This window comes from Hymenobacter ruber (assembly GCF_054783255.1).
This window is the reverse complement of sequence record NZ_BAAGQX010000004.1, coordinates 2,223,066-2,249,384: the sequence shown is the minus strand read 5'-3', so window position 1 is coordinate 2,249,384 and position 26,319 is coordinate 2,223,066. Positions and strand designations below refer to the sequence as shown.

Annotated in this window: 25 protein-coding genes; 12 read left to right on the top strand and 13 right to left on the bottom strand. The window is 61.2% G+C overall.

Going from position 1 to position 26,319, the window contains the following annotated elements:
• Positions 1–17 precede the first annotated feature (17 nt).
• The 6 genes from ACYVM5_RS20175 to ACYVM5_RS20150 all read right to left on the bottom strand — a co-directional run bounded on the left by ACYVM5_RS20175 (position 18) and on the right by ACYVM5_RS20150 (position 4,847).
• Positions 18–1,373, bottom strand: a complete 1,356-nt coding sequence (locus tag ACYVM5_RS20175; RefSeq protein ID WP_460619879.1) for a zinc-binding metallopeptidase family protein — start codon at positions 1,371–1,373, stop codon at positions 18–20.
• Between the two features lie 79 nt (positions 1,374–1,452).
• Entirely contained in the window at positions 1,453–1,941 is a 489-nt protein-coding gene (locus ACYVM5_RS20170) for a T9SS type B sorting domain-containing protein (protein ID WP_460619878.1), read from the bottom strand.
• 22 nt (positions 1,942–1,963) lie between these two features.
• Positions 1,964–2,896 carry an enhanced serine sensitivity protein SseB C-terminal domain-containing protein gene (locus ACYVM5_RS20165; protein WP_460619877.1) on the bottom strand — a complete coding sequence of 311 codons (933 nt, stop codon included), beginning with the start codon at positions 2,894–2,896 and terminating at the stop codon, positions 1,964–1,966.
• Between the two features lie 224 nt (positions 2,897–3,120).
• Positions 3,121–3,486, bottom strand: coding sequence for a c-type cytochrome (locus ACYVM5_RS20160; RefSeq protein WP_460619876.1), 366 nt, complete (start codon positions 3,484–3,486; stop codon positions 3,121–3,123).
• Positions 3,487–3,678: 192 nt separating this feature from the next.
• Positions 3,679–4,374 (bottom strand): SCO family protein, encoded by a 696-nt coding sequence (locus ACYVM5_RS20155; protein WP_460619875.1) that lies wholly within the window; start codon positions 4,372–4,374, stop codon positions 3,679–3,681.
• Between the two features lie 14 nt (positions 4,375–4,388).
• Complete coding sequence (locus ACYVM5_RS20150) at positions 4,389–4,847, bottom strand: hypothetical protein (RefSeq protein ID WP_460619874.1); 459 nt, start codon at positions 4,845–4,847, stop codon at positions 4,389–4,391.
• 393 nt (positions 4,848–5,240) lie between these two features.
• On the opposite strand from ACYVM5_RS20150, the gene ACYVM5_RS20145 reads away from it, so the two are divergent.
• Entirely contained in the window at positions 5,241–6,233 is a 993-nt protein-coding gene (locus tag ACYVM5_RS20145) for an aldo/keto reductase (protein ID WP_460619873.1), read from the top strand.
• A 137-nt stretch (positions 6,234–6,370) separates the two neighbouring features.
• Here ACYVM5_RS20145 and ACYVM5_RS20140 read toward each other — a convergent pair whose 3' ends face one another.
• Positions 6,371–7,819: a diadenylate cyclase gene (locus tag ACYVM5_RS20140; protein ID WP_460619872.1), complete on the bottom strand. Its 1,449-nt coding sequence runs from the start codon at positions 7,817–7,819 to the stop codon at positions 6,371–6,373.
• 193 nt (positions 7,820–8,012) lie between these two features.
• Here ACYVM5_RS20140 and ACYVM5_RS20135 point away from each other — a divergent pair, with 193 nt between their 5' ends.
• Positions 8,013–8,273: a hypothetical protein gene (locus ACYVM5_RS20135; RefSeq protein WP_460619871.1), complete on the top strand. Its 261-nt coding sequence runs from the start codon at positions 8,013–8,015 to the stop codon at positions 8,271–8,273.
• A gap of 117 nt (positions 8,274–8,390) precedes the next feature.
• On the opposite strand, the gene ACYVM5_RS20130 is transcribed toward ACYVM5_RS20135, so the two are convergent.
• From ACYVM5_RS20130 to ACYVM5_RS20120, 3 genes are all read right to left on the bottom strand, one after another.
• Positions 8,391–9,635, bottom strand: coding sequence for a BaiN/RdsA family NAD(P)/FAD-dependent oxidoreductase (locus ACYVM5_RS20130; protein ID WP_460619870.1), 1,245 nt, complete (start codon positions 9,633–9,635; stop codon positions 8,391–8,393).
• The gene (locus tag ACYVM5_RS20125) at positions 9,632–11,419 is read right to left on the bottom strand and encodes a chloride channel protein (RefSeq protein WP_460619869.1); all 1,788 of its coding nucleotides are present in this window, start codon (positions 11,417–11,419) and stop codon (positions 9,632–9,634) included. The genes ACYVM5_RS20130 and ACYVM5_RS20125 overlap by 4 nt, the downstream gene beginning before the upstream one ends.
• A 187-nt stretch (positions 11,420–11,606) precedes the next feature.
• On the bottom strand, positions 11,607–12,149 hold the full coding sequence (locus ACYVM5_RS20120) for a TetR/AcrR family transcriptional regulator (protein WP_342295763.1): 543 nt from the start codon (positions 12,147–12,149) through the stop codon (positions 11,607–11,609).
• 713 nt (positions 12,150–12,862) lie between these two features.
• On the opposite strand from ACYVM5_RS20120, the gene ACYVM5_RS20115 reads away from it, so the two are divergent.
• From ACYVM5_RS20115 to ACYVM5_RS20070, 10 genes are all read left to right on the top strand, one after another.
• Positions 12,863–13,441, top strand: a complete 579-nt coding sequence (locus ACYVM5_RS20115) for a TetR/AcrR family transcriptional regulator (RefSeq protein WP_198070351.1) — start codon at positions 12,863–12,865, stop codon at positions 13,439–13,441.
• 2 nt (positions 13,442–13,443) lie between these two features.
• Positions 13,444–14,523 carry a 1,2-phenylacetyl-CoA epoxidase subunit PaaE gene (paaE, locus tag ACYVM5_RS20110; protein WP_460619868.1) on the top strand — a complete coding sequence of 360 codons (1,080 nt, stop codon included), beginning with the start codon at positions 13,444–13,446 and terminating at the stop codon, positions 14,521–14,523.
• Positions 14,524–14,583: 60 nt separating this feature from the next.
• Positions 14,584–15,534: a 1,2-phenylacetyl-CoA epoxidase subunit PaaA gene (gene paaA / locus ACYVM5_RS20105; protein WP_460619867.1), complete on the top strand. Its 951-nt coding sequence runs from the start codon at positions 14,584–14,586 to the stop codon at positions 15,532–15,534.
• A gap of 78 nt (positions 15,535–15,612) precedes the next feature.
• Positions 15,613–15,900, top strand: coding sequence for a 1,2-phenylacetyl-CoA epoxidase subunit PaaB (gene paaB / locus ACYVM5_RS20100; RefSeq protein ID WP_198070354.1), 288 nt, complete (start codon positions 15,613–15,615; stop codon positions 15,898–15,900).
• Between the two features lie 11 nt (positions 15,901–15,911).
• On the top strand, positions 15,912–16,715 hold the full coding sequence (paaC, locus tag ACYVM5_RS20095; protein ID WP_460619866.1) for a 1,2-phenylacetyl-CoA epoxidase subunit PaaC: 804 nt from the start codon (positions 15,912–15,914) through the stop codon (positions 16,713–16,715).
• The gene (paaD, locus tag ACYVM5_RS20090) at positions 16,709–17,218 is read left to right on the top strand and encodes a PaaD family protein (RefSeq protein ID WP_460619865.1); all 510 of its coding nucleotides are present in this window, start codon (positions 16,709–16,711) and stop codon (positions 17,216–17,218) included. Before paaC ends, paaD begins: the two co-directional genes overlap by 7 nt.
• A gap of 117 nt (positions 17,219–17,335) precedes the next feature.
• Entirely contained in the window at positions 17,336–18,121 is a 786-nt protein-coding gene (locus ACYVM5_RS20085) for a Clp protease/crotonase-like domain-containing protein (RefSeq protein WP_460619864.1), read from the top strand.
• Complete coding sequence (locus tag ACYVM5_RS20080) at positions 18,118–19,293, top strand: 3-hydroxyacyl-CoA dehydrogenase NAD-binding domain-containing protein (protein WP_460619863.1); 1,176 nt, start codon at positions 18,118–18,120, stop codon at positions 19,291–19,293. The genes ACYVM5_RS20085 and ACYVM5_RS20080 overlap by 4 nt, the downstream gene beginning before the upstream one ends.
• A gap of 70 nt (positions 19,294–19,363) precedes the next feature.
• Complete coding sequence (gene paaZ / locus ACYVM5_RS20075; protein ID WP_460619862.1) at positions 19,364–21,427, top strand: phenylacetic acid degradation bifunctional protein PaaZ; 2,064 nt, start codon at positions 19,364–19,366, stop codon at positions 21,425–21,427.
• A 1-nt stretch (position 21,428) separates the two neighbouring features.
• The gene (locus tag ACYVM5_RS20070) at positions 21,429–22,187 is read left to right on the top strand and encodes an enoyl-CoA hydratase/isomerase family protein (RefSeq protein ID WP_460619861.1); all 759 of its coding nucleotides are present in this window, start codon (positions 21,429–21,431) and stop codon (positions 22,185–22,187) included.
• An 81-nt stretch (positions 22,188–22,268) separates the two neighbouring features.
• On the opposite strand, the gene ACYVM5_RS20065 is transcribed toward ACYVM5_RS20070, so the two are convergent.
• The 3 genes from ACYVM5_RS20065 to ACYVM5_RS20055 are packed head-to-tail and all read right to left on the bottom strand — an operon-like array spanning position 22,269 to position 26,263.
• Entirely contained in the window at positions 22,269–22,721 is a 453-nt protein-coding gene (locus ACYVM5_RS20065) for a nucleoside deaminase (protein WP_198070361.1), read from the bottom strand.
• Positions 22,722–22,731: 10 nt separating this feature from the next.
• Entirely contained in the window at positions 22,732–25,752 is a 3,021-nt protein-coding gene (locus tag ACYVM5_RS20060) for a PD-(D/E)XK nuclease family protein (RefSeq protein ID WP_460619860.1), read from the bottom strand.
• Between the two features lie 52 nt (positions 25,753–25,804).
• The gene (locus tag ACYVM5_RS20055) at positions 25,805–26,263 is read right to left on the bottom strand and encodes a BLUF domain-containing protein (RefSeq protein WP_460619859.1); all 459 of its coding nucleotides are present in this window, start codon (positions 26,261–26,263) and stop codon (positions 25,805–25,807) included.
• Between the last annotated feature and the right edge of the window lie 56 nt (positions 26,264–26,319).

Sequence of the window (26,319 nt, the reverse complement as noted above, 5' to 3'; positions counted from 1 at the left end):
GAAAAAGAATAAATTAACTATCGGCCCACCACCGGCAGCACGGCCACGCTCTCATGCCCGGCCGCATCGATAGAAGCCACGCCGAAGATGAAATTATCCTTGCTGATGGGCAGGTCGGCGGTAGTGCCCGACACCGGGAAGCGTTGCTGCCACTGCGGGGCGCTGGTTTCGCGCACCAGCACCACGTAGCCGCTGGGTTTGGGGCCGGCGGCGGGGGCCTGCCAGCGCAGCTCGGTGCGGTTGGTGAGGTTGGCGGTGAGGACTTCAACTTTGGCGGGGGCGGCGGGGGCCAGGGCCAGGCCGGCCATGGTGGCGAGGTTCACGCCGGCGTTGCGGCGCAGGTAGGCGAAGTCCACGCCTTCGGTCACGTCGCCGTAGGCGCGGCCTTTTTCAGTGCGAAGGTCCTGGTGCTGGTGGGTGAAATCCTCGTTCATCTCGGTGAAGCGGACGGCGGCGAAGCCCTGCTGGTTGAAGGGCGTGTGGTCGCCGCCGCGCAGGAACCGGTCGGGCCGGTACTCGATGGTGACCTGGTGGCCGTGGCCGTAGAGCTGGGCCATGCGGGCCGCGTAGCGGGCCAGCTGGCGGCTGGGCGCGTCGTTCTCGGAGCTGAGTTGGCGGCGGATTTTGGCCTGGTCGGGCGTTTCGGTGGCCGGCACGCCTTCGCTGAACACGCGCAGGTGCTTGTCGTCGCTGATTTCGGGGTCGAAGCCGTGGGAGTTGCCCACGATGTCGTTGTTGAACATCGCAATCAGGTTCCAGCCTTCTTTTTTGGCGCGTTCGGCCAGGTGGCCGGAGCCGTAGAGGCCCTGCTCTTCGCCCTGCACGGCCACGAACTTGAGGGTGCACGGAAACTTCTGGCCGGCCAGCACGCGGGCCAGCTCCATCACCAGCACGGTGCCCGAGCCGTCGTCGTTGGCGCCGGGCGCGTCGGCGGTGGCGTTCATCACGTCCGAAACGCGCGAGTCGATGTGGCCGCTGACGAGGATGACGCGGGTGTCGGTGGGGTCGGTGCCGGGCAGGGTGGCCAGCACGTTGGCCATCAGCACGGGCTTATTGATGCGGCGGCCGTCGGGCTTCACGGTGAAAGTGTCCATCTCAACGGTCATTCTACCGCCGCCGGCTTTGCTGTATTTCAGAAACTCGTCGCGCACCCAGTTGCGGGCCGCGCCGATGCCGCGCGTGGGGCTTTGCGTGTCGCTCAGGGTGTGGCGCGTACCGAACGAAACCAGCTTGCGGATATCAGCTTCCAGGTTTTTGGCCGAGATTTCATCCACCAGCTTTTGAATGGTGGGGTCGGCGGGCGGCAGGAGCGGGGCGGGCTTTTGGGCGAGGGAGGCGAAGGGCGCGAGGATTAGGAAGGCGGCGAGTTTCATGGAAGCGGGCATAAACGGAAAACGCCTCGAATCTGCATAATTCGAGGCGTTTGGCAAGGTAAGCAAAGAAAATGATTGGCTACGGACAGTTTCCGGCATCAAGATTGGGGTCGAGCAAGTCGAGCGGGATGCAGGAGCAGGCTTTGGATGTTCGCACAATCTTGAGATTACCCCGCAGCGAATAATTATCCAGCGTCACTTCACAGAGGTAATCGCCTTCGGGCAATTCCTGCCCGGCCGAGTCGTGCCCATCAAAATCGTTGCGGTAGTTGGGGTTGTCGTAAACGGGCTGGGTAATGCCAGGGCGCGTAACACGCAGCCGCAACGTGGTGAACGTCGGCGTGATTAGGGGGTTCGATTTCGAGCGAGGAACCACAAAAAAACGGTCGTTGCGCCCGTCGCCGTTGGGACTAATGCCATTGGGCAGTGAGACGTACAAGTCCGGGTCGGTGATATTGCTGTAGCGTGCCGAATCGGGGCATCGGTTTGAAACCGCATCCTTCTTGCCGCAGCTTGCGAGCAGCATCAAGGAACTCAGAAACGCCAGCAACGGAACGCGACAGTTCATGTGTAAACCCGGTTTGGTATGATTAGCCTTTCTGATAAAACGGCTCAATTGTTTTGAAGTACGGGTTCACGCCCTCTTCCGAGTTCATGTCCAGCAGCATCAAATCCACGAACTGATACACATTGGTTTTGCCTTCAAGCACGGGGCCGAGGTCCTGCATGAAGCTGGGGTCGGGGTTGGAGCTAACGAAGGCGAGGAGCAGGCGGGGCACATCGGGGTTGCTGGCCACCTGCATCTGGGCCAGGTAGGCGGCTTCGATGTGGGGCTGGGTGGCAGCCCAGGCGGCAATGGCATCGGCCACGGCCTGGGGGGCTTCAGCGGGCTGGCTGAGCATCACCTGGGCGTCGCCGCCGGCGGGCGAGAGCGGGCCGGTGAGCTGGCCGTTGAGCAGAGCGGCCAGCTCGTCCTTCGGCAGGAGCTTGCCGGCGGGCGAGAAGGGGTTCAGCACGCAGTCCTGGCCCTGCACCATGTTGAAAAAGGCGTGGCCGGGGATGCGCACGTAGCTCACCAGGCCGTTGTCGACGCCGCCATCGGTGAGGCGGGGGGGCGAGGAGAAGATGGGCAGCTTGCCGTCGTTAAGAATCTGGAGCTGGATTTCCTGGCCTTCGGCGAGGGTCACTTCGCCGGTGCCGATGCCTTCCATGGGGGCCAGAATCATCAGGATTTCTTCCTGCAGCAGGGCCTGGTAGAAGGCGGGGCGGGCGTTTTCGTCCGTAGCGGCCAACAGCAGGAGCTGCTCCAGCACGTTCTGGGGCTCGAAGGGCAGGGGCGCCGGCTCGGGCATCTGGAAGGTGGGCACGGCAGGCTCGGGCTCTACCGGGGCCGTGAATTTGGCACCCTGGTAACGGGGGCCACCGGCGGGCTTTTCGGCCGGGGCCGAGGACGTGGCGGGGGTGGCAGGAGCGGCCGGCTTTTCGTCGGCGGGTTTGTTTTTGAGGAAGTCGAGCAGGCCCATGGAGAATTCAGTGTTGCTGGTGGATTGAGGTGCAATCTACGGCGAAAAATGGGTTTGGGGCGGGTGGAATGGGGGTGATTGTGGGTTAAACAGAACTATCGTTTGTCATCCTGAGCGGAGCGAAGGACCTTGTCACGGCTGGGTCGGTTGAGGTTACTGCAAACCGTTCGGCCGTGATAAGGTCCTTCGCTCCGCTCAGGATGACAGACTTTTGCAGCTTCTCCTCAGTGGCACTTGTCGATATCGGCCTGCACCTCACGTATGGTGCGGGGGGCGGCCTCGTTGCCCCAATGGCTTTCGATGTAGTTGAGCAGGTTGGTGAGCTGGGCGGGGCTCAAGCCCTTGTTGCTGGGCATGATGTTGTGGTAGCCGACGCCGTTGACGACGATGACTTCGCTTTGGCCGTTGCGGAGCAGGCAGGCCAGCTCGGCACGGTGGTCTACCAGGTAGTCGGCCCCGGCCAGGGGCGGGATGAGGCGGGCCAGGCCCTGGCCCTGGTCACCGTGGCAGCTGGCGCAGTGCTGGGCATAGAGCTTTTCGCCTTGGTGGCGGTTGTTGCTGAAGCAGCCGGGGAGGAGCAGGAGCAGCAAAAGGCCAGAGAGGAGGTGCAGGGGATGGGGGTGCATGGGCATGCGTGAGTTGTCGCGCAACTGATGAAAAACGACTGTCATCCTGAGCGCAGCGAAGGACCTTATCACGTTTGCTTCAATTTATAGGTCACTGCGAATCGTTTCAGCGTGAAAAGGTCCTTCGCTGCGCTCAGGATGACAGACGATTTCAAGTTACTTCCCAGCTACGCCCTTTTTGCGACCATCAATCTCGGCCAACAGCACCGGGATTTCGGCCATCAGGCGCTGCACTTCTTTGGGATTGAGGCTGTCGTAGAGGCCGCGGATGTGGCCTTGGTCATCCACGAGGGCGAAGGTGCCGTTGTGGGCGAAGCCGCCGGGAGCCTGCTTATCGGGGAGGGCGGCGGTGAAATAGGCTTTGGCCAGCTGGAAAACGGTGTCGCGGGCAGTGGGCTCGCCGTGGGCGCCGGTGGTGGCGAAGTGCCAGCGGTTGGCATCGGTGATGCCGAGGCGCTGGGCGTAGTCCTTGAGGACGGGAATGCTGTCGTGGGCCGGGTCGATGGTGTGCGAAAGAATGGTCAGGCGCGGGTCCTGGCCGTATTTGGCGTACACCTTCAGCAGCTCGGCCTGCATTTTGGGGCAGATGCCGGGGCAGGTAGCGAAGAAGAAATCGGCGATGTAGGCGCGGCCGGCGAAGGTTTGGTTGGTGAGCGTCTGGCCGGCCTGGTCGACGAGGCGGAACCGGGGCACAGTGGCGAAGACGGTATCGGCGGGGCCGCCGTCGGCGCGGGGCTGCACGTCGCGCTCGCCCATGATGGGCAGTTTGGCGGTTTCCTTGGGCGGCTCGGTGCAGGCGGTGGTGAGCAGGGTGGCGGCCAGCGCGGGCCACAACAGCAGGCGGTTGAACATGGGGCGGGGCGGGGTTATTTGGAAGCGGGGGCCTGTACTTCGCCGGCGGCGGGGTGCTCGGTGTGGAAGCGGGTGGCCGAGTCGATGGTGGCTTTGTACTGGCGCTGCACGGCGTCGAGAATCAGCTTTTGCTGCTGGAAATAGGCGAGGCGGGTGGCGGGCGCGGCCGTAGTGTCGGGGGCTTTGTACTGGTGCATCCAGCTCATCATGGCCTTATCGACGGCCAGCAGGCCGTGGATGTAGGGCGCGGGAGCTTCGGAATGGTAACCGGAGAGCTTGGCCTTGAGCTCGTAGAGTTGGCTGGTTTGGGCCATCAGGGAGTCGTGCTGGTTCATGAGGGCCATTTCGGCAGCGCTGGCGGGCGAGGCCGCCCCGTTTTCGGCGATGGGCTTGTTGGGCGAGGAGCAGGCGGCCAGCAGGGGCACGGCGGCTACTACGGCGGCGCGGAGCGCGTTTTTGAAGGAGCTTTTCACGGGGCAAAGGTACGGCCGGCGGGCGTGAGGGAAAGGTGAGGCGGGAGCGCGGAAATGTGGCGCGGGACCGAGAAGAATTGGGGCGGGACCGAGGAAACGCGTGGCGTAGGCGAGGAAACGCGTGGCATAGGCGAGGGAAGCTGTGGCGGGACCGAGGAACATCGGGGCGTAAGCGAGGAAAGCCGTGGCGAGACCGAAGGAGGTTGGGGCGGCAGCGCGGAAAAAAGCGCGAAATCAAAAGACGGAGTCAACCGGTTTGTCATCCTGAGCGTAGCGAAGGACCTTATCACGGCTACTGCTTTTGTGAATACTAGCAAACTGCGCAGCGGTGATAAGGTCCTTCGCTCTGCTCAGGATGACAGATTTAAATTCACCACTCCACCAAACCACCATATGAAAACCCGCCAACTGGGCCGCTCCGGCCTCACTGTATCGGCCCTGGGCCTGGGCTGCATGGGCATGTCCGATTTCTACGCCGGGCAGGACGATGCCGAAAGCACTCGCACCCTGCACCGCGCCCTGGAGCTGGGCGTGACGTTCTTCGATACAGCCGACATGTACGGCCCCTACAAAAACGAGGAGCTGGTGGGCCGCGCCTTCAAAGGCAAGCGCGACGGCATCATATTGGCCACCAAATTCGGCATTCAGCGCGACCCGAACGACCCTACCAAGCGCGGCATCAATGGCCGGCCCGAGTACGTGAAGTCGGCCTGCGAAGCCAGCCTCAAGCGCCTCGGCACCGACCATATTGACCTATACTACCAGCACCGCGTGGACCCCGCCACGCCCATCGAGGAAACCGTGGGCGCTATGAGCCGGCTGGTGGAGGAAGGCAAAGTGCGCTTCCTGGGCCTGAGCGAGGCCGCGCCGGCCACCGTGCGCCGGGCCGTGGCCGTGCATCCCATCGCGGCGCTGCAAACCGAGTATTCGCTCTGGAGCCGCGAGCCGGAAGACGAGATTCTGCCCACCGTGCGCGAGCTGGGGGTGGGGTTCGTGCCGTATTCGCCGCTGGGCCGGGGCTTTCTCACGGGCCAAATCAAGCGCTTCGAGGACCTGGCTGAGGACGATTATCGCCGCCACACGCCCCGCTTCCAGGGCGAGAACTTTCAGAAAAACCTCGATTTGGTAGCTCGCATCAATGATTTGGCGAAGCAGAAGCACTGCACCGCCAGCCAGCTGGCCCTAGCCTGGGTGCTGGCCCAGAGCGAGGACATTGTGCCCATCCCCGGCACCAAGCGCGTGAAATACCTGGAGGAAAACCTGGGCGCGCTGGAAGTAGAACTGACGAAGGACGAGCTGGCGCAGCTGGATGAGATTGCGCCGAAGGGCAAGGCGGCTGCGGGCCTGCGGTACCCGGCGGCGATGATGGGCTCGGTGAACGGGTAATCGGCTTTTGCGCAAACAAGTCTGTCATCCTCATCTGGCGTCCGCGCAGCGAAGGCCCTTCTCACGCAGAACAAGCCGTCAAACGTGAGAAGGTCCTTCGCTGCGCGGACGCCAGATGAGGATGACAGACTTGTTGGTTACGATGGAAGCAAATCAATCCAGCCGTCCTCGCTCACAACCACGGCCAGCACGGGGTACTTGCTGCTATTCACGTAGCGGAGGGCACCGTTGTAACGGGAGCCCCGGGAGGAATCGCCTTTTTCGGTGGCCAGGCCGTCGAGGATGACGCCGATGGCGTGGCACATGGCGTTGGGCTCGATGAGCACGGCCCCGTCGATGTTGGTGACGAGGCGCAGCACGGAGGGCGTCATGATGCGCGGCACCACGCGGAAACTCTGGCGGGTGAGGCGCTTGGCCTCGTTGGCGGCCCCGGTGGTGATAACCAGGATGGTGCCGTTGGGTTGGCTGGTGGCCTGCTGGGCCAGGTCCCAGAGGTATTCAATGCTGTCACGGTCCAGGGCCGGAAACACGATGCGGACGATGCGGGCGAAGTTATCGGCCGCCACCTGGCCCTGGGGCAGGCGCGGCGTGTTGCTCACCACGCGCATGAGGACGTGGCCGGCGTGGCTCACCTCCCAGCTGTAGTGGTTGGTGAAATGCACCGTGACCAGCGGCTCAAACTGGGAATCGGACTCGGGCACGAGCTGGCCCAGGCCGAAGACGTGCGAGGCATCCGAAATCAAGGCGGTATGGCCTTCGCTCAGCTCCAGCAGCTTGCGGATGGAGCGGTGGTCGCGCATGGGCACGGGCGTTTCGAGGGTGAGCACGGGCACCACGGCGGGGTGCTGGCGGCGGCTCACCAGCATGGTGCCGATGCCTTCGTCGCCCTCGTGGCGCAGGGCGGCTACACCGTTGCAGGCGTCGTAGAGGCCGTGGGTGCCGGCGGGGGCCACGCGCAGCATAAGGCGGCGGCCGGCCGAGCGGAGGACTTCGTTGTAGTCGCGGTCGAGGACGGGCTGGTCGTTGTCGGCGGTGTCGGCCTCGCGCAGGGCGCGGGTGCAGTCGTGCATAAACTCCAGCACGGCCGCGTGGGGCAGGTTGGCCGGGCGGCCCGAGCCGGGCTTGGGCAGGGCGTAGTAATTATCGTAGCACTCGGCTGAAAGCTGGAGCACCACCGTCACGAGGTAGCCCTGCAGGCTCACCGGTGTGGAGCAGAACGAGCGGCGGCTTTCGTGGCGGCTGGTGGTCAGGCTTTGCAGGGTGGTTTCAGTGGCCTGGCACATGAGCTCGTACCAGTGCTGCTTCTCGAACCGGTCGTGGTCGTTGGGATGCAGGTGGTACACCGAGCCCTGGGGGCCTTTGTCGGCTTCCAGGGCTGTGGCTTTGAGCTTTACTTCTCGGAAATCGGCGGGCGAGTAGCGTACCGAAGTAGGCTCCAGTACCACGGCATCGGGCTCATCGCCTTCCTTGGCCGACGCAAATCCCAACAGGAAAACCTCGGGCCGCAGGCTGCGGTCGAGGAGATTAAAAACCCCCTCAGCAAAGAGTTGGGCAGATACGCGAAACAGGCTTTGGTGTTCCCACATGGGCAAATACAGAACGGTCGGGACCCGTCGCGGCCCCGGCTTCGCCCCGAACTACGCAAAAAAAAGATGGATAGTGGTGCGCCGAAACAAATTTCCTGCCCAAGTGCTTCAGGCATTTCTCCAAAAGCCGTATCTTCGGTACGCGTCTGCCATGGTAGCCGCTTAGTCCTCACCGCCCCATCCTCGCAAGCTTATGCTCTTCGTCGACATGCTTTTCGTGATGGCGGTGGCCATTTCTTTTATCCCGATTCTGACCGGGTACTGCGCCCATAGCCGGGGCCGGTCGTTCTGGCTGTGGTTTGCGCTGGGCTGGTTGCTGCCGTTGGTTTCGTTTTTCCTGCTGTTCGCCCTTATCGCCCGCGACGAACTGGACCCCGGCCGCCGCTTGCTCGGCGAAGCCCGCGAAATCCTGCGCGAAGCCGAAGAAAAAGCCGGGGTAAGAACGAAGCTGTAAAAGATGTCTGCGTTAACGGCCGCTTGCTGTAGAGACGCATATTTGCGTCTCGTTGTAGGGTAGTTGTGCGTCAAACTGATTCCGTTCAACTCAATGATGAGACGCAATTATGCGTCTCTACATCGTGCTAGCGCCCGGAAGCCAACCTTCGCTGATGGCTCGCGCCACCCACGCCCCGGTGCTGAAGCAGCCTTGCAACAGGTAGCCGCCCGTCGGTGCTTCCCAGTCTAGCATCTCGCCGGCTACGAAGGTGCCCGGCCGCTGCCGCAGCATCAGGTTATCGTCTACTGCTGAGAAGGCGATGCCTCCTGCCGTGGAAATGGCTTCATCCAACGGGCGCAGGTCCGTGACGGGGAGCGGCACGGCCGTAAGCAGCGCTGCCAGGGCTTCCGGTTCTATTACTGCTGCCTCGGGCGCTACTTCGCGCAATAGAGTGGGCACCGGCGGCCCCAGATGCAGGGCCTTTTTCAGAAACTCAGGGAAAGAGGCCTTCCCGCGCGGCTGCCGGAGCTTCTGGAGGAGCGCGGCCGGGGAAAGGTCAGGCTTGAGGTTGAGATGCAGCACCGCTGGGCCACCCGCTGCCAACGCCGCCCGCACCTGCAGGGTGAGGGCGTACACCGGAGTGCCTTCTATGCCGTAGTCGGTGAGCATAAGCTCGCCGCGCACGGCCGGGCCGTGGTTCACGCGCAGGGCAATGTTCTTGAGCGGGGCGCGTCCCACTTTCTCCCGGAAGAAAGCCGACCACGCCACTTCGGCCCCGCAGTTGGCCGGGGCAAATGGCACCACCGGCACACCTATTTCTTGTAGCAACGGCACCCACGCGCCATCGGAGCCGGTTTTGGCCCAGCTAGCGCCGCCCAGCGCCAGCACCGTAGCGGCAGGTTCGATGAGGAACTCGCGGCTGGCCCCGGCGCTTTCATCGCGTATGCGCAAACCCGAAGCCCCCACAAAACCCATCCAGCGGTGGCGGGGCTTGATTCCAACGCCCAGCTCGCGCAGCCGCCCCAGCCAGGCCCGCAGCAAATCGGCCGGCTTGTGCGCCGCCACAGGGAAGATGCGCCCACTGGTGCCCACAAAGGTTTCAATGCCCAAATCGGACGCCCAGGCCCGGAGGTCAGCAGCCGAAAAGTTCTTCAGCAGAGCCCCGAAGCGGGTGCTCTCCGTTCCGTAGCGCCCAGCAAAGGGCCCGGCATCCTCCGCATTGCTCAGGTTGAAGCCGCCGTGCCCGGCCACCAGAAACTTTCGCCCCACAGTGGCTTGCGCCTCAAAAAGCTGCACTTTCCAGCCGCGCTCGGCTAAGCGCTGGGCCGCCATTAAGCCGGCCGGGCCGCCACCCACAATGGCCACAGTTTTCGTACTCACGCCTCGCTCTCCTGAATAAGCTGCTTGCGGTAGCGCGCCAGAATGGCTGATTTCAGGATGAAGCCCAAGTAGCGGCCATCCTCCTCACACACCGGCAGCGCCCAGGCATTGTGCCGGTCCAGCAGGCTCAGGGTGTGTTCCAGGTTATCATTTGGCCCTACCACGGCGGGAGCGGGCTTCATCAGCTCGCGCACGCTGGTGGTGCCGTAGTGGGCATCATCAAAAAGCGCATCGCGCACAGAGTCAAGACTAACCACGCCCAGCAGCCGCCCCCCGGCCGCCACCACTGGGAATAGGTTGCGCGAGGAATGCCTAAAGATTTCCACCAGCTCGCCCAGCGTGGTTTTGGGCCGCACGGGTATGAAATCGGTTTCGAGCAGCTTGCGCGGGTCTAGCTGGGCCAGCAGGCCGCGGTCGCGGTTGGCGTACACGTCCACGCCTTTTAGCGTCAGCTTGCGGGTGTACACCGAGTAAGGCTCGAAGTATTTAGTAATCAGGTAGGAGCTGCTCGTAACCACCATCAGCGGTACAAACAGTGCATACCCCCCGGTAATCTCGGCAATGAGGAAAATTGCCGTGAGCGGCGCGTGAATCACGCCCGCCAGCGTGCCCGCCATGCCCAGCACCACAAAATGCACCTCCGGAATGTGCACCAGCCCGCTCAGGTTGATGAGCCGGGCGAAGAAGAACCCCGCCAGCGCCCCCGCAAACAGCGACGAGCCAAACATGCCGCCATTGCCGCCGCCGCCCACCGTGATACTCGTGGCCACCACCTTCAGCATCATACTAAACAGCACTAGCACCAGCAGCAGCCACGGGTTATTGTCTTGATAAACCGAGAAAATGCTGCCATCCGTAATGTTCTCGGCATGGCCGCGCAGCAACAGCTCCACCGTGTTGTAGCCCTCGCCATACAGCGTCGGAAACAGGAAAATGAGCCCGCCCAGCGCCGCCCCGGCAATGAGCACCTTGCGCCAGTTTAGTCCCGGCCAGCGCTCAAAAAAATGGTCGAACCAATGGTAGGTCCGAATCATATACACCGAGAAAAAAGCCGTAAACAGCCCCAGTAGCACGTAAAACGGCACCGCATCGACCGGCCAGCTGGTTGTGATGAGCACGAATGGCTGGCCCGCGTACAACGCCTTCGAAATCACCGTAGCCGTGGCCGATGAAATCAGCAGCGGGATAAAATATTGCGCCGGCAGCTCCAGCAGAATGGTTTCGACCGCAAACAGCACCCCCGCAATGGGCGAGTTGAAGATGGCCGCCACGCCCGCCGCTGCCCCGCAGCCCGTAAGCAGGCGCCGCCGCCGCCGGTCCAGGTGCAGCACCCGCCCCGCATTGGAGCCAATGGCCGAACCCGTAACCGAAATCGGGGCCTCGGTGCCCGCCGAGCCGCCAAACGTGACCGTAAAAAAAGCCGTGATGAGCTGCGAATACAGTTTCGAGCGCGGCACCACGCTGCCCTCGCGGGCCGTGTTGTATATAATCGGGGCGATGCCACGTCCCAGCTGCCCGCCCAGAAACCACTTGGTAAATAGCACAGTAAGCATGATGCCGATAACCGGGTACACCGAAAGCGCAAACACCCGGTTGGGCTCCGAGATGCCCATGCGCAGCATTTCCTGGCCCCAATGCACCGCGTTCTTGAGCAATACTGCCGCCAGGCCCGCCGCCCCGCCCACCAGCACGCTCAGAATGAGCATGTACATCCGCTCGCTGATGTGGCGTGCCCGCCAAACCAGCAGCGGGCGCAACAAGCGGTGGACGGCGTGATGGGGCATGGGCAAAAAAAGTGGGCGGCACTTTTACCAACGCAAAATTGGGGCCCGTAGATGTAAACGACCTGAAGCTGCCACTCGCCTGCCTTGGCAGCAGCCCGTTCAATTAGAAGTAATTGATGCCAGACATTCTATTAATCAACCAATTGATTGATGCGGGCACGAATCACGTTTTTCTTTGCGCCGCCTTTTACCCGGGTAGCGGCAGGCCCTGCACATAGGTTTTTTTGAGGTGCTCGCCCACGCGCAGCAGGCTTTCATCGTGCTCATACAGCAGGTTGCGCCACAGGCTTTGAATGAGCAGCAGCAGCCGTAGCGTCATCATCTCCGGGTCATCGGTACCGAGCTGCTCAAACGCCTGCTTCAACAGGCTGTCGATGGGGCTCATGAAGCGCTGGAAGTATTTCTGCACCAGCGGCTTGCTGAATTCCTTGTCCTGCACTTTCCAGAAGTCGGGCTCGTCGTGTACCAGCTTGTAGGGCAGGTCGATGGTTTTTTCAATCAGCGCCCGCGGGTCTTTCTCGGCAAGAATGCCGCGGTTGGCTTCCACAATGCGCTGGAAGCCCTGCTTTATCAGGTACTCGAACAGCTTTTCCTTGCTCAGGAAGTACTTGAACAACAGGGCCTCGGAAACCCCGGCCGTCTTTGCGATGAGCAGGGTGGAGGTGTTGTCGTACCCGCGCTCACCGAAGAGCTGCAGGGCCGTTTGTTCGATTTTAGAATGACTGGTCATTGGCCAGACCGGATGAAGATGATGAGGACCCGAATCAAAACTGCTCCGGACAAAGGAAAATACGTGTTTCAGGTAAAGTAACGCCGGCTAGGCGGATTGATACTCCGTCAAATCGAATTATCCCCAAAAGGTACAGCCGGCTAAATCGAAATAGTTCGACTTAGCCGGCTGTAATAGGCTGATAAACTCGTTGTTGGAACCTTCTAGCACGAAGGCAACGTCATTTTCAGCAAATGTTGCCAGACGGGGTGGGAGTTCATCTGGTTAAACAGAACGTGGGAATTTGGCTGCCTGGCAAACGGGTGAGATGTTGTTCGGCAGCGGGACAAAGGTAGAGAAGATTATTTGTTGTAAAATGAGTGTTAGCTCACTATCTGTAAGTGCTTACTCACTGGATTGATAATGAGACTAATAAAATGACGAAACATGAGCCATTAATATTGTGTGAAATAGGAGGGGGCTGATTGACTGGTCCCGAAATGCGAAGGTGGTTCAAAATGTCGGCGTTAATCGTGAATCCAGGGCAGCAGGGCCGGATGGTTAGCAATAACAAACATTTGTTAGTTTAAAGGGCCGCCGTACCTTTGAGCTATCCAATTCCCACCTCCGCCTCCACGTCTCATGCTTCTCAATTCTGATATTGAGCAACTTGCGCTGCATTGCAGCGGGACTACGATGCTCGTGTGCATCAGTGGCATTTGTTTGTTCAACGCATGAGCAAGAAACTGAATAAGCGCCAGATTATTCTGGACGAAGCCGCTAAGCTATTCAAGCTGAAGGGTTTCGGTGGTACGTCGATGCGTGACCTGGCGGGCGAAGTGGGTATGGAAGCCGCCAGCATGTACAACCACATCAAGTCGAAAGATGAGATTCTGGAGCACCTCTGCTTTCACGTTTCCAATACCTACATCGCGCAACTGGCTGAGGTGGAACAGATGGCCGGCTCAAACGGCGACAAGCTAAAGGAACTGCTGCGTCGGCACATCAACCTGATGCTGGAAGACGGTGCGGCCGTATCGGTGGCCAATAATGACTGGAAATACCTGACCGATAATAAGCTGGAGCAGTTCAAGGCTGCCCGTAAGCAATACGAGAAGGGTTTTGCGGCGCTGATTGAGAACGGCATTGCGGCCGGCGAGTTCCAGCCGGTGAATGCCTCGGTGGCGTTGTTTACCATCCTGTCGGCGGTGCGCTGGGTAGAGCTGTGGTACCGGCCGGGCCGGGGCGTTACGGCGCAGCAATTGGAGGAAGATATCATGACCATTCTGCTGAATGGCTTGGCAAAAAACTAATAATGAGCCGTTTCCATAAAGTTAAAATCAAGCGCATTCAACGGGAAACCCCGGACAGCGTGGTAGTGTCGCTGGATGTGCCAGCCGAGCTGCGTGAGACGTTTGCCTTCACGCAGGGCCAGTACCTCACGTTTCGGCGCGAGCACAACGGCGAGGAGCTGCGGCGGTCCTATTCCATTTGCAGCAGCCCGCTGGAAGGCGAGTGGCAGGTAGCCATCAAGAAGGTGCCGGAGGGCCGCTTTTCGTCATTGGCGGTGGATGCTTTGCGGGTAGGCGAGGAGTTGGATGTGATGTCCCCCGCCGGGCACTTCCACACGCCGCTGCACCCGGAGCATGCCAAGCATTATCTGTTTTTCGCGGCGGGCAGCGGCATCACGCCGGTATTCAGCATCATCAAAACCGTGCTGCTGACCGAACCGGCCAGCCAGGTAACATTAGTGTATGGCAACCGGGGGCGCAATTCCATCATCTTCAAGGAAGGCATTGAGGCCTTGAAAAACCGTTTTCTGAATCGCATCAGCGTGTACCATGTGCTGAGTCGCGAGAAGGGAGAATCGGACTTGCTGTTCGGCCGCATTGACCAGGCCAAGGCGGCTGAATTCCTGACCAAGATTGTACCCGCCGCCCAGGTTGATGAGTGCTTCATCTGCGGACCGGAGGACATGATTAACGGTGTCCGCGCCGCGCTTACTGACGCCGGCGTAGCACCTGAGAAGATTCACTTTGAGATGTTTGGCTCTGCGAATGCCGGGGCGGGCGGTGCGGCCAAACCCAAGCTTCCGCCCGTGGGCGAGGACGACAAGCACAGCCGCGTGACGGTGCAACTCGACGGCAATACCCGCGTGCTGGAGATGTCGTACTATGGCAACACCATCCTGGATGCGCTGCTGGAAACCGGCGTGGATGCGCCTTATTCCTGCAAAAACGGTATGTGCAGCACCTGCCGCGCCCGCGTGACGGCCGGGCAGGTGGAAATGGACGTAAACTACTCGCTGTCGGACACCGAGGTGGCGAAAGGCTACGTGCTGACCTGCCAGGCCCGCCCTACCACCGAAACGGTAGCAGTTGATTTTGACCAGTAGCAGCCGATAATATTTCTTACTTTTAACTAACGATTGTTAGTTAAGCTTTGTTGAAAGCGCATGGAAACGTTAGAAATGACCCAGGAAGAGCAGTTTCAGGCCCGTATTGATGCCGACGTGCGCATCGAGCCTAAGGACTGGATGCCCGATGCCTACCGCAAAACGTTGATTCGGCAGATATCACAACATGCTCATTCAGAGTTGGTTGGCATGCTACCGGAAGGTAATTGGATTACGCGGGCGCCTTCGCTCAAGCGCAAATCCATTCTGCTTTCGAAAGTGCAGGACGAGGCGGGCCACGGCCTCTACCTCTACAGCGCGGCCGAAACGCTGGGCACCACCCGCGACCAGATGCTGGCCGACCTGCATTCAGGTAAAGCCAAGTATTCCAGCATTTTTAACTACCCCACGCTAAGCTGGGCCGATATGGGCTGCGTGGGCTGGCTGGTGGATGGCGCGGCCATTCTGAACCAGGTACCGCTGTGCCGCACGTCCTACGGCCCCTACGCCCGCGCCATGGTGCGCGTGTGCAAGGAAGAAAGCTTCCACCAACGCCAGGGTTTTGAAATAATGCAGACGCTGTGCGAAGGTGCACCCGAGCAAAAAGCCATGGCCCAGGAAGCCCTGAACCGCTGGTGGTGGCCCACATTGATGATGTTCGGCCCCAAAGACGAAGACTCGCCCAACACCGCGCAGAGCATGAACTGGCGCATCAAGCGCTTCACCAACGACGAACTGCGCCAGAAATTCGTGGACATGATGGTGCCCCAGGCCGAATTCCTGGGCCTGACCGTGCCGGACGAAAAAGTGAAGTGGAATGATGCCCGCCAGGCCTACGACTTTGGCGAGGTGAACTGGGACGAGTTCTGGGCCGTGGTGAAAGGCAACGGCCTCTGCAACCGCGACCGTCTTGGAGCGCGCGTGAAGGCGCACGAGGAGGGCGCCTGGGTACGCGAGGCCGCCATGGCGCACGCGGCCAAGCGCGCTGAACGTGAGGCGGTAGCAGCGTAACCAGTTGATTGAACGACGAAACAGCACGTCCTGCTGAGCGCCGCCGAAGCAGGACGTGCTGATACAAATACAGGTAACATGAATCAATCCGAATGGCCTCTGTGGGAGGTCTTTATCCGCAGCAAGCAGGGGCTTGACCACAAGCACGTGGGCAGCCTGCACGCGGCCGACGCGCAAATGGCTATCCAGAATGCCCGCGACGTGTACACGCGCCGGCAGGAGGGCATCAGCATCTGGGTGGTAGAGTCGAAGCATGTGCATGCTTCCAACCCCGATGATGCGGAGGCCTTCTTCGACCCAGCCAATGATAAAGTGTATCGGCACCCGACCTTTTATCAGGTGCCGGATTCTATTAAACACATGTAATGCAGGGCGATATGCAGTTTGCTTCTTCGGAAAATCCGGCTTTGGCTACCTACGCGCCGGCGGTGCGGCAGCAGTTGTTTCAGTTTGTGCTGCAGCTGGCCGACACCAGCCTGATTCTGGGCCATCGGCTGAGCGAGTGGTGCGGGCACGGGCCGATTCTGGAACAGGACCTGGCCATGGCCAACATCGCGCTAGACTTGCTGGGCGAAACCCGCAGCCTCTACCAATACGCTGCCGAGCTGGAAGGGCAGGGGCGCACCGAAGACGACCTGGCCTACCTGCGCAGCGCCACCGAGTACCGCAACCCGCTGCTGGTGGAGCAGCCCAACGGCGACTTTGCCGACACCGTGGTGCGGCAGTTTCTCTTCGATAACTTCCACTACCACTTTCTCAAGCAGCTGCTGACCAACGCCGATGAGCGGTTGGCTGCAATTGCAGAAAAGTCGCTGAAAGAGGCTACTTACCATTTGAAGTGGAGCTCGGAATGGATAATCCGGCTGGGCGATGGCACGGAAGAGAGCCGCCGCCGCGTAGAAAAATCAATTGCGGAGCTGTGGCGCTTTTCGGGCGAGCTGACTACCCCCACAGCGCTGGAAAAAACGCTGCAAACGGTAGGGTTGATACCGGATTATGCCGACATTCAGGCCAGCATGGCCGCCCACGCCGAGCGTGTGCTGGCTGAGGCTACGCTTGCTGTTCCGCAACAAGTGTTTATGCTGACGGGCGGCAAAGATGGCCGTCACACCGAACACCTAGGCTACATCCTGACCGAGCTGCAGTACATGCAGCGCACCTTCCCCGGCCTGACATGGTAGCGCCTGCGCCCCCCACCGAAGCCCGCATCTGGCAGTTGCTGGAAGAAGTGACCGACCCCGAAGTGCCGGTGCTCAGCATCCTGGACTTGGGCATTGTGCGGGCCGTGCGCGTGGAGGGCGAGCAGATTACCGTGACCATCACGCCTACTTATTCGGGCTGCCCGGCCATGAACACCATTGCCACCGATATCCGGCTGCGGCTACTGGCCGAGGGCTATACCAAGCTGACAATCAACAATCAACTAAGCCCGGCCTGGACTACTGATTGGATGACGAAATCGGGCCGCGAAAAGCTGGAAGCCTACGGCATTGCCCCGCCAATTGACGGCACGGCCAGCGGGCATGTGCTCAATCTGTTTGGGAAAGACACCGCTGTGCGCTGCCCGCTGTGCAAGTCCGAGCACACGCATCTGGTCAGCCAGTTTGGCTCTACGGCGTGTAAGGCGCTGTACCAGTGCGACGATTGCCGTGAGCCGTTCGATTATTTCAAATGCCACAGTTGATTTGATATGTGAAATGTAGAGACGTGACACTTCGCGTCTCATGTTCGAACTCGTCGCAACGCCGAGACGCGAAGTGTCGCGGCTCTACAATCGTTCAATTTCTGCCTCCTTCCCATTATGCCTGAAAACGACCCCCTGATTTTTTCGCTGGAAAACGGCATTGCCACTATCCGTCTCAACCGTCCCGAGGTATTTAATAGTGTGAATAAGCCGCTGGCGCTGGCGTTTCAGCAGCATCTGCGCGACTGCCAGGCCGATGCGTCGGTGCGGGCTGTGCTCATTACCGGTACCGGGCGGGCCTTCTGCGCGGGGCAGGATTTGGCCGAAATCACCGGACCGGACAGCCCGGAAGTGGCCGAAATCGTGGAGAAGCACTACAATCCGATTATCCTGCTCATTCGCGAGCTGGATAAGCCGGTAGTGGCGGCCGTGAATGGCGTGGCGGCCGGTGCGGGGGCCAACATTGCTTTGGCCTGCGACATCGTAGTGGCCAAAGAATCAGCGTCGTTCATCCAGGCATTCAGCAAGATTGGGCTGATTCCGGATAGCGGCGGAACGTATTTCCTGCCGCGCCTCATCGGCATGCAGCGGGCCAGTGCGCTGATGATGACCGGCGACAAAGTGAGCGCCGCCGAAGCCATGCAGATGGGCATGATTTACAAGGCTTTTGCTGACGAAACCTTCGACCAGGATGTGGCCGCGCTGGTGCGCAAGCTGGCCGCTATGCCCACCAAAGGCCTGGCTTACACCAAGCAGCTCCTGAACAGCACCTTCGCCAATGACGTGGCCCAGCAGCTGCGGGCCGAAGGCGACTACCAGCTCCGCGCCGGCAATACCACCGATTACCGCGAAGGCGTCGCCGCCTTCCTCGAAAAACGTCAACCCAGCTTCACCGGCCAATGAAAACCGTTGGTATAATTGGTTGCGGAGCCATGGGGGCGGGCATCGCCCAGGTAGTGGCCACGGCTGGCCATACCGTGCGCTTGCTCGACCAGCACGCCGGCGCACTGGAGCGGGCCGTTTCCGGCATTCAGGAGAGTCTACGCAAGCTGGCCGAGAAAGGCAAGCTGACCAGCGAAGCGGCTGAAGCAGCCAGCAGCCGCCTCTACGCCACGGCCGACATGCAGGATTTTGCAGACTGCGAGTTGGTTATCGAGGCTATTGTGGAGGATTTGGGCGTGAAGCAGCAGCTTTTCCGCAAGCTCGAAGGTGTGGTTTCGGCCGATTGCGTGCTGGCCAGCAACACCTCGTCGCTGTCGCTGACTTCGATTGCGGCGGCGTGTGAGCGGCCGGAGCGATTTGTGGGCATTCACTTTTTCAACCCGGCTCCCATCATGCAGTTGGTGGAGGTGATTCCGGCCGTGCAAACACGAGCGGGACTGGCCGAAGAAATTAAAGCCCTGGTAGCCAGCTGGAAAAAACTGCCCGTGCTGACGCAAGACACGCCGGGCTTCATCGTGAACCGGGTGGCGCGGCCGTTCTACGGCGAGGCCATCCGCATCATGGAAGAAGGCATCGCCGACATGGCTACCATCGACTGGGCCATGACGGAGCTGGGCGGCTTCCGCATGGGCCCGTTTGCGCTGATGGACTTCATCGGCCACGATGTGAACTACCGCGTGACGGAATCCGTGTTCACCGCCTTCTTCTACGACCCGCGCTTCAAGCCTTCCTTCTCCCAAAAGCGGCTGTTTGAGGCGGGCTATTACGGTCGGAAATCGGGCCGTGGCTTTTACAACTATGCTGCTGATGCCGCGCAGCCCGCGCCCACCCGCGACGAAGCGCTGGGCCGCCGGATAGTGAGCCGCATCGTGGCCATGCTCATCAACGAAGCCGTGGATGCGCTGGCCCTGAACATCGCCTCGGCCGCCGACCTGGAGTTGGCCATGACCAAGGGCGTGAACTACCCCAAAGGCCTTCTGGCCTGGGCCGATGAGCTGGGACCTGCCAACGTGCTGGCCACCCTCGACGACCTCTACACTGAGTACCACGAAGACCGGTACCGTGCCAGCCCGCTGCTGCGCCGCAAGGCCCGCGCCAATGCGATGTTTCTGATAACAGAATCTGTGTTGTAGCTCTTGCTTAGCACGTTCATAACGAAATGATTACCCCGCGCAGGTTAAAGCATGCGCTAACTTCTTTCTCATGACTCCCACCCTCGAAAACTATACCCTCGGCCGCTGGACCACCGGCGGCAATTCGCCCCAGGAATTGCTCGATGCCAGCACCGGCGAAGTCATCGCGCTAGCCAATACGGAAGGCTTCGACTTCGAGAAAATCCTTGATTACGGCCGCCGGGTGGGCAACCCCAAACTCCGGAAAATGACCTTCCACGAGCGGGGCCGGATGCTGAAAGCGCTGGCTTTTCATCTGCAGGAAAAAAAGGAGATTTTCTACGAGTTGAGCTACCGCTCCGGCGCCACGCGGGCCGATTCCTGGATTGATATTGAGGGTGGAATCGGCAACCTGTTTGCCAATGCCTCGCTGCGCCGCAAGTTTCCCGACAAGCCGTTCTATGTGGAGGGCGAGCCGGTGGGCCTGAGCAAGGGCGGCACGTTCATGGCCCAGCACCTGCTGGTGCCGCGCGAGGGCGTGGCCGTGCACATCAACGCCTACAACTTCCCCATCTGGGGCATGCTGGAAAAAATTGCGGTGAACCTGCTGGCTGGCATGCCCGCCGTGGTGAAGCCCGCCGTGCCTTCGGCCTACCTTACCGAGGCTGTGGTCCGCGAAATCATCGCCTCCGGCATTTTGCCTGAAGGCGCGCTACAGTTAGTGGTGGGCTCGGGCCAGGGGCTGCTCGACCACGTTACGTACCAGGATGTGGTGACTTTCACCGGCTCGGCCGCTACCGGTCGCAAGCTGCGGGCTCACCCACGCATCATCGAGGAAGCTGTGCCGTTTACAATGGAAGCCGACTCGCTGAACGCTGCCGTACTGGGGCCGGATGCGAAGCCCGGTACGCCGGAATTCGACTTGTTCGTAAAGGAAATTCGCAAGGAAATGACGGCTAAGTGCGGGCAGAAATGCACCGCCATCCGCCGCGCTATCGTACCCGAAAACCTGTTGGAAGACGTGCAGATTGCCCTCGGCAAGCTGCTGGCGCAAACCACGGTGGGCCACCCCCAGGCCGAAGGCGTGCGCATGGGCGCGCTGGCCGGCCGGGCGCAGGCCGACATTTTCCGGGAACGAGTGCGGCACCTGGCGCAAAACACGCCCATCGTGTACGGCAATCTCGATAATGTGGAGCTGCTGGGCAAGGACCGTGGCGCTGATTACGCCAAAGGTGCGTTCACCTCGCCCATCGTACTGCGCAACGACCAGCCATTCAAGCACCTGGATAGCCACGAAATCGAAGCCTTCGGACCGGTGGTGACGCTGATGCCCTACCACGACGTGGCCGAGGCCGTGACGCTGGCCAATATGGGCAAAGGCTCGCTGGTGTGCTCGCTGGCAACGAATGACCCGCAAACGGCGCAGGAGTTCGTGCTGGGCGCGGCTACGCACCACGGCCGCATCCTGGTGCTGAACGCGGAGATGGCCAAGGAAAGCACGGGCCACGGCTCGCCGCTGCCGCAACTCATCCACGGCGGCCCCGGCCGGGCCGGCGGCGGGCAGGAAATGGGCGGTATCCGGGGGGTGGAGCACTTTATGCAGCGCGTGGCCCTGCAAGGCTCGCCGAGCATGATTACGGCCATCACGGAGGTGTACCAGACCGGTGCAAAGCAGGTGGAATACGACAAGCATCCCTTCCAGAAATACTTCGAGGAGCTGGAAATCGGCGAAACCTACACCACCCACAAACACACGGTGACGGAGGCCGATATCAGTGCCTTTGCCGGTATTTCGGGCGATAATTTTTACGCCCACGTCGATGCTACTTCGCTGGAAGGCACGCTCTTCACCGGCCGCGTGGCCCACGGCTACTATGTGCTGAGCAAAGCGGCCGGAATGTTCGTGGACCCGCGCAAAGGCCCGGTTTTGCTGAACTACGGCCTCGACGAATGCCGCTTCACCAAGCCCGTGTACCCCGGCACCACCATCGGCGTGAAGCTGACGGTGAAGGAGAAAGTGGGCCAGGAAAAGCGCGACGAAAACGACATCGCCAAAGGCATTGTGCGCTGGCTGGTGACGGTGACCGATGAAACCAGCGAAACCGTGGCCGTAGCGACGATTTTGACGATGGTAAAAAAGAAAAATCAGGAATAACATGAGCACCCTCACCGCCGGCCACGTTCTGGCCGAAACCGATGCCGCTGGCATCACCACCATCACCTTTTTTCACCCTTCGCACAATTCTTTGCCCAGCCGCGTGCTAAATGATTTGGCGCAGGCCATCACCCGCGCCGGACAGGATGAGGGCACGAAAGTCATCGTTCTCAAAAGCGAAGGCGACCGCACCTTCTGCGCTGGGGCCAGCTTCGATGAGCTGCTGACGATTGAGACCAAAGAACAGGGCCTGGAGTTTTTTTCCGGCTTTGCGCGGGTTATCAACGCCTGCCGCACCGCGCCGAAAATCATCATCAGCCGGGTGCAGGGCAAGGCCGTGGGTGGCGGCGTGGGCGTGGCGGCGGCTACGGACTACTGCTTCGCCACCCAGCACGCGGCCGTGAAGCTCAGCGAGCTGGCCGTGGGCATTGGGCCTTTCGTGGTGGGGCCGGCCGTGGAGCGCAAGATTGGCACGTCGGCCTTTCAGCAGCTGGCGCTGGACGCGGGCGAATTTCGCTCGGCAGCCTGGGCGAAGGAGAAGGGCTTGTATGCCGAAGTAGTGGACGACGTGGCCGCGCTGGATGCTGCGGTGGCTGCTTTTGCCGCTAAAATGGCGGCTTACGCGCCAGATGCTACCCGGGCGATGAAACAGGTTTTCTGGCAGGGTACCGAGCATTGGGACACGCTGCTGAGTGAGCGCGCCGGTATCAGCGGTACGCTGGTGCTGTCGGATTTCACGCGGCGCGTACTGCGGAAGTAGCGCTATCGAACGAAAGCCTAATAAAAGAAAACGGTCATGCTGCACGCCGCATGACCGTTTTCTTTTGATTTCTTCCGGCCTTTACAGCTCCATAATGTCCTCGTTCCAGAGCGTGGGCTCGGCTTCGATGAACTCGTTCATCATATCCACGCACTCCTGGAGGTCCATATCAACTACCTCCACGCCGTGGCTTTCGAGGAAGGCGCGGGATTCGCCAAAGGTGCGCGATTCACCCACCATTACTTTCGGAATTTTGAACTGTACGATGGTGCCGGCGCACATGTAGCAGGGCATCAGCGTGGTGTAGATAACGGTGTCGCGGTAGCTGCGCTGGCGGCCGGCATTGGTGAGGCAATCCATCTCGCCGTGCTTGATTGCCGAGTCTTCCTGCACCCGTTTGTTGTGGCCCTGGCCGATGATTTTGCCGTCGCGCACGAGCACGGAGCCGATGGGAATGCCTCCCTGCGAGCGGCCCAAACGGGCTTCGTCGATGGCAGCTTGCATGAATTCGTCTTTGGTTTTCTGGTCTTGCATGGGTGGGATGTTAGCGTGCGCAAATGCCTTTGTAGGGGCAGTACTCGCACTTGGTGAAGTCGTCGGTTTTGCGGATGGGCTCGGTGGGGTCGAGGATGCGGAGCGCAATTTTACGCACTAAGTCTTCGGAAACGGCTACGAAGTCTTCGCCGCCCTCGGTGAGAAAGCTGAGGTCGGCGGAGAGCAGGCCTTCGTCGATATTGCGCAGGGATAGGATGGAAGTATCGGCCGTTTCGCGTTGCACCGTGTGGGCCAGCATGAGGCGATAGAGCCAGAGCTGGCGCACCTTGTCGGCGCTGCTGCTGGCTTCATGCAGGAGGCGGTCGATGGCTTCGGCGGGACTGAGCTTGTCGCGGTAGCCGCGCAGCTGGAGGTCGCTCTTTTTTACGAGGCCGGATTTGTAGTCGACCACGCGCAGGCGGCCGTCGGGCAGCTCGTCCACGCGGTCGGCGAAGCCGAAGAGGCGCACGGCTAGTTGCTCGGACTGGCCCGGCACATCCACGAAAACGGTGGCGGCCAGCTCTTTTTCCAGGCCGAATAAGCGCAAGGGCAGCAGCCCGGGCTGTTCGGTCAGGCTTTCCAGCAGGCGCACCACCAGGCGCGTGGCTACCTGGCCGTACACATGGTTCAGGCCTTCATCAGCGCGGGCGTGCTTTTCGGTAGCTTCCTGGCGCAGGGCGCGCTGCACTTCGGCCGGGGCCTGACGGATGAGCTCGGGGATGTCCTCGGCCGTAATCGGGCGGGCATCCTGCTCGAAGGGCAGCATCAGGTTTTCCAGCGCCTCGTGTATCATGGTGCCGAAGCTGCTGGCTTCCAGCGTTTCCTCTACGGCCTCGTTTTCGTGGAAGCGGGCTACTTTCGAGAAGTAGAAGCGCAGCGAGCAGGCCATGAAATCGTTCAGGCGCGAGGGCGAGATGTTGCGCTCCAGCACACCGCGCAGGGCGGCCAGCATTTCGGGGTCTTTCTCCAGAATCAGGTCGCCTTCGTAGGGATTCACACCGACTTCCACCTCCGGGCCAGCTACCGAAACGGTCAAGTCTTCCAGCGTGAGCTGCGGGTTCTGGGGCAGCAAATCATTCTGTAGCTGCAATAAAAACCGGCTGCGCTCACCGCTTTTCATGCCCTCGGCCCCGGGTAGCACGTGCACCAAATCCACGCGCTGGGCCCGTTGCAGCAGGCGCCAGAAGTTGTAGGCCGTGATGGCCTCCGCATCGGCGTAAGTCGGGAGGTTGGCCGTGGTGAGGACGTCGTAGGGAAACAGCGACTGCTGGCGCTTGGGGGCCGGCAGCACCCCCTCGTTGCAGCTGAGGATGATGAGGTGGTCGAAATCTAGGGCACGGGTTTCGAGCAGGCCCATTACCTGTACATCGGCCAGCGGCTCGCCGGAGAAGGGCAGGCGGGTGCGGCCCATCTGCTCATAGAGGAAGCGACGGAACGAGCGCACCGACAGGCGCTGCTCACGGCAGTCGAAGGCCGAATCGAGCTGCTTGACGAGGGTGTAGAACAGGTACAAGTACTCGGCCCCAAGGCTGGCTTCGCGGTCAGTATCGGCCACTTCGGCGGCGTATACCTGGCGCAGCAGGTCGATGACGGTGTAGCAGGCGGCGATGATGTCGTCGCAGTTGTCCCAGGTTTTGAACAGGGCCTCGATGAGCGGGTGGTGTGCGCCGAGCTTCAGCAGTTCCTCGGCGGGCAGGAGCACGGCATTCAGGCGCACGATTTCGCGGCAAACCTGGTCGAGGATGCCGTGGTACTGGGGTTGGTCGGCCTGCTGGTCCTGCCAGTGCTGGTAGCGGCGCAAAAAGGGGTGGCTCAGCAGCTTGCTCACGGCCAGGTGGTGGTAGCGCGGCACGCCGTAGCCGGTTTCCTGGCTGCCCTCGCGGATGCCGGTGAGGTGCACCTCAAACAGCAAATCGACCAGGTTGAACAGGGGCGTGGCCTGAAAGCTCAGGCCCATGGTCACGTTGTAGTCGGGCACCTCGTCGGGCGGCAGGCCGTGGAGCACGGGTAGGAGCAAGGTTTCGTCGGGCAGCACCACGGCCACGGTGGCGTCGGGGTAGCGCTGGCGGGCTTCGGCCAGGAGCTGGCCGGCCAGCTTGCCCTGCATGCTGGGGTTGGCCACGCCCAGGTAGCGGATGTGGTGCGGCATACCGCGCAGGTACTCCACGCCGCCGCCAAAATTATCGAGCGGCAGTTTCCACTGCTCGAAGTAGCGGCGCAGGTGCTGGCCGGCCCGGTTGGGCGAGCCGGCTTCGAGGTAGAACGGGTCGGCATCGAAGCGGATTTCGGCCCGGCCGGCATTCATCAGCAGGCGAATTAGCTTCTCTTCCGACTTCGATAGATTGCCCAGGCCCACAAAAACGTGGCGGGCTGGCGCGGGCCTGGCTGGGTCTTTCAGGGCCTTTTCCAGCTTCTGCACGGCCAGGCGGTAGGCCAGGCCGGGGTAGGCGAGGTGGTTGGCCTTCATGCGGCGCTGCAGCTCGTGGTACACGCGTTCGAGTTGGTTCCAGAAGCTGAACGAGTGCGCGGCGGCCTGGCTTTTGGGCGGCAGCTCGGCCAGGTCCCAGCGCTCCAGGGCCTTGGCTTCGCTCAGGTATTCAAATACTTTATGCGTGTCGGCCAGGTTCTGGTCGAGGTTGGAGAAGTCGCTGAGCAGCATGCCGGCCCAGCCCACGAATTTATCGAAATCAAGCCCGGTGTCAATGCCTTTCAGGATGTCGTAGAGCAGCAATTGCAGGGCAATGGGCTCCTCTACCTGCACGCCGGCCAGCTCCACCATGTAGTCTTCCATGGCGGCTACGCGGGGCGCCCACAGCGGCGCACCGCCGGGCAGGGCCAGCGCCAATTCATTTTTCAAATACACCACGGCGCGGCGCGTGGGCACGATAACCACAATGTCGGACAGCTCATCGAGCGGGCCGGAGCCGTAGCGGTCCAGCAGCTCGCGGGCAGTGGCAGCCAGGAAGGAAACCGGGGCCGCGCCCGGGGTGGGCGGGGCAGCAATGGGGTAGGGGGCAGACTGAGCAGGCATCAGCGTAAAGATACCAGCCCGGCCAGTAGCACGACTGCCCGCTACCGCGCTGCTACATGCGCGGGTGCTCCAGCCAGGGCTCTACCTCGCCGTGCGCCACAAAATCGCGCAACAGCTCCAGCAGCTCGGGGCGGGTGTGGGGGCGTGGCACCAGCAGGGCCGGCGAGTCGGGCGGCACGTAGCCCAGCAGGGTGCGCATATGCTGGGGCTGGGCCACGCGGAAACCCATGCGCCAGTTGGAAAAGGCGCGGTGCCGGCAGGGGCCTTCGCTGAGCACCCGGCAGCTGAAATGCCGCGGGTCGACGGCGATGTGCTGGTAGTAGAGCCGCCGCACGGCCTCGGGCGTGCCTTCCAATACTTGCAGAAAGCGGCCGTCGGGGGTGTACAGCAGCAGGCCGGTGATGTCCTCGCGCAGGTTGTTGGCACGGCACTGGATGAGCAGCGCGGTGAGCTCTGGCGTGTCGAAGGGCACAAGCGACTGGCTCTGATAAATGAGTTGGTACAGGCTCATGCGCTTCGACTGAAGGGTGAAAAAATAATTTCCAATGCCATGAAACAATAGCTGCC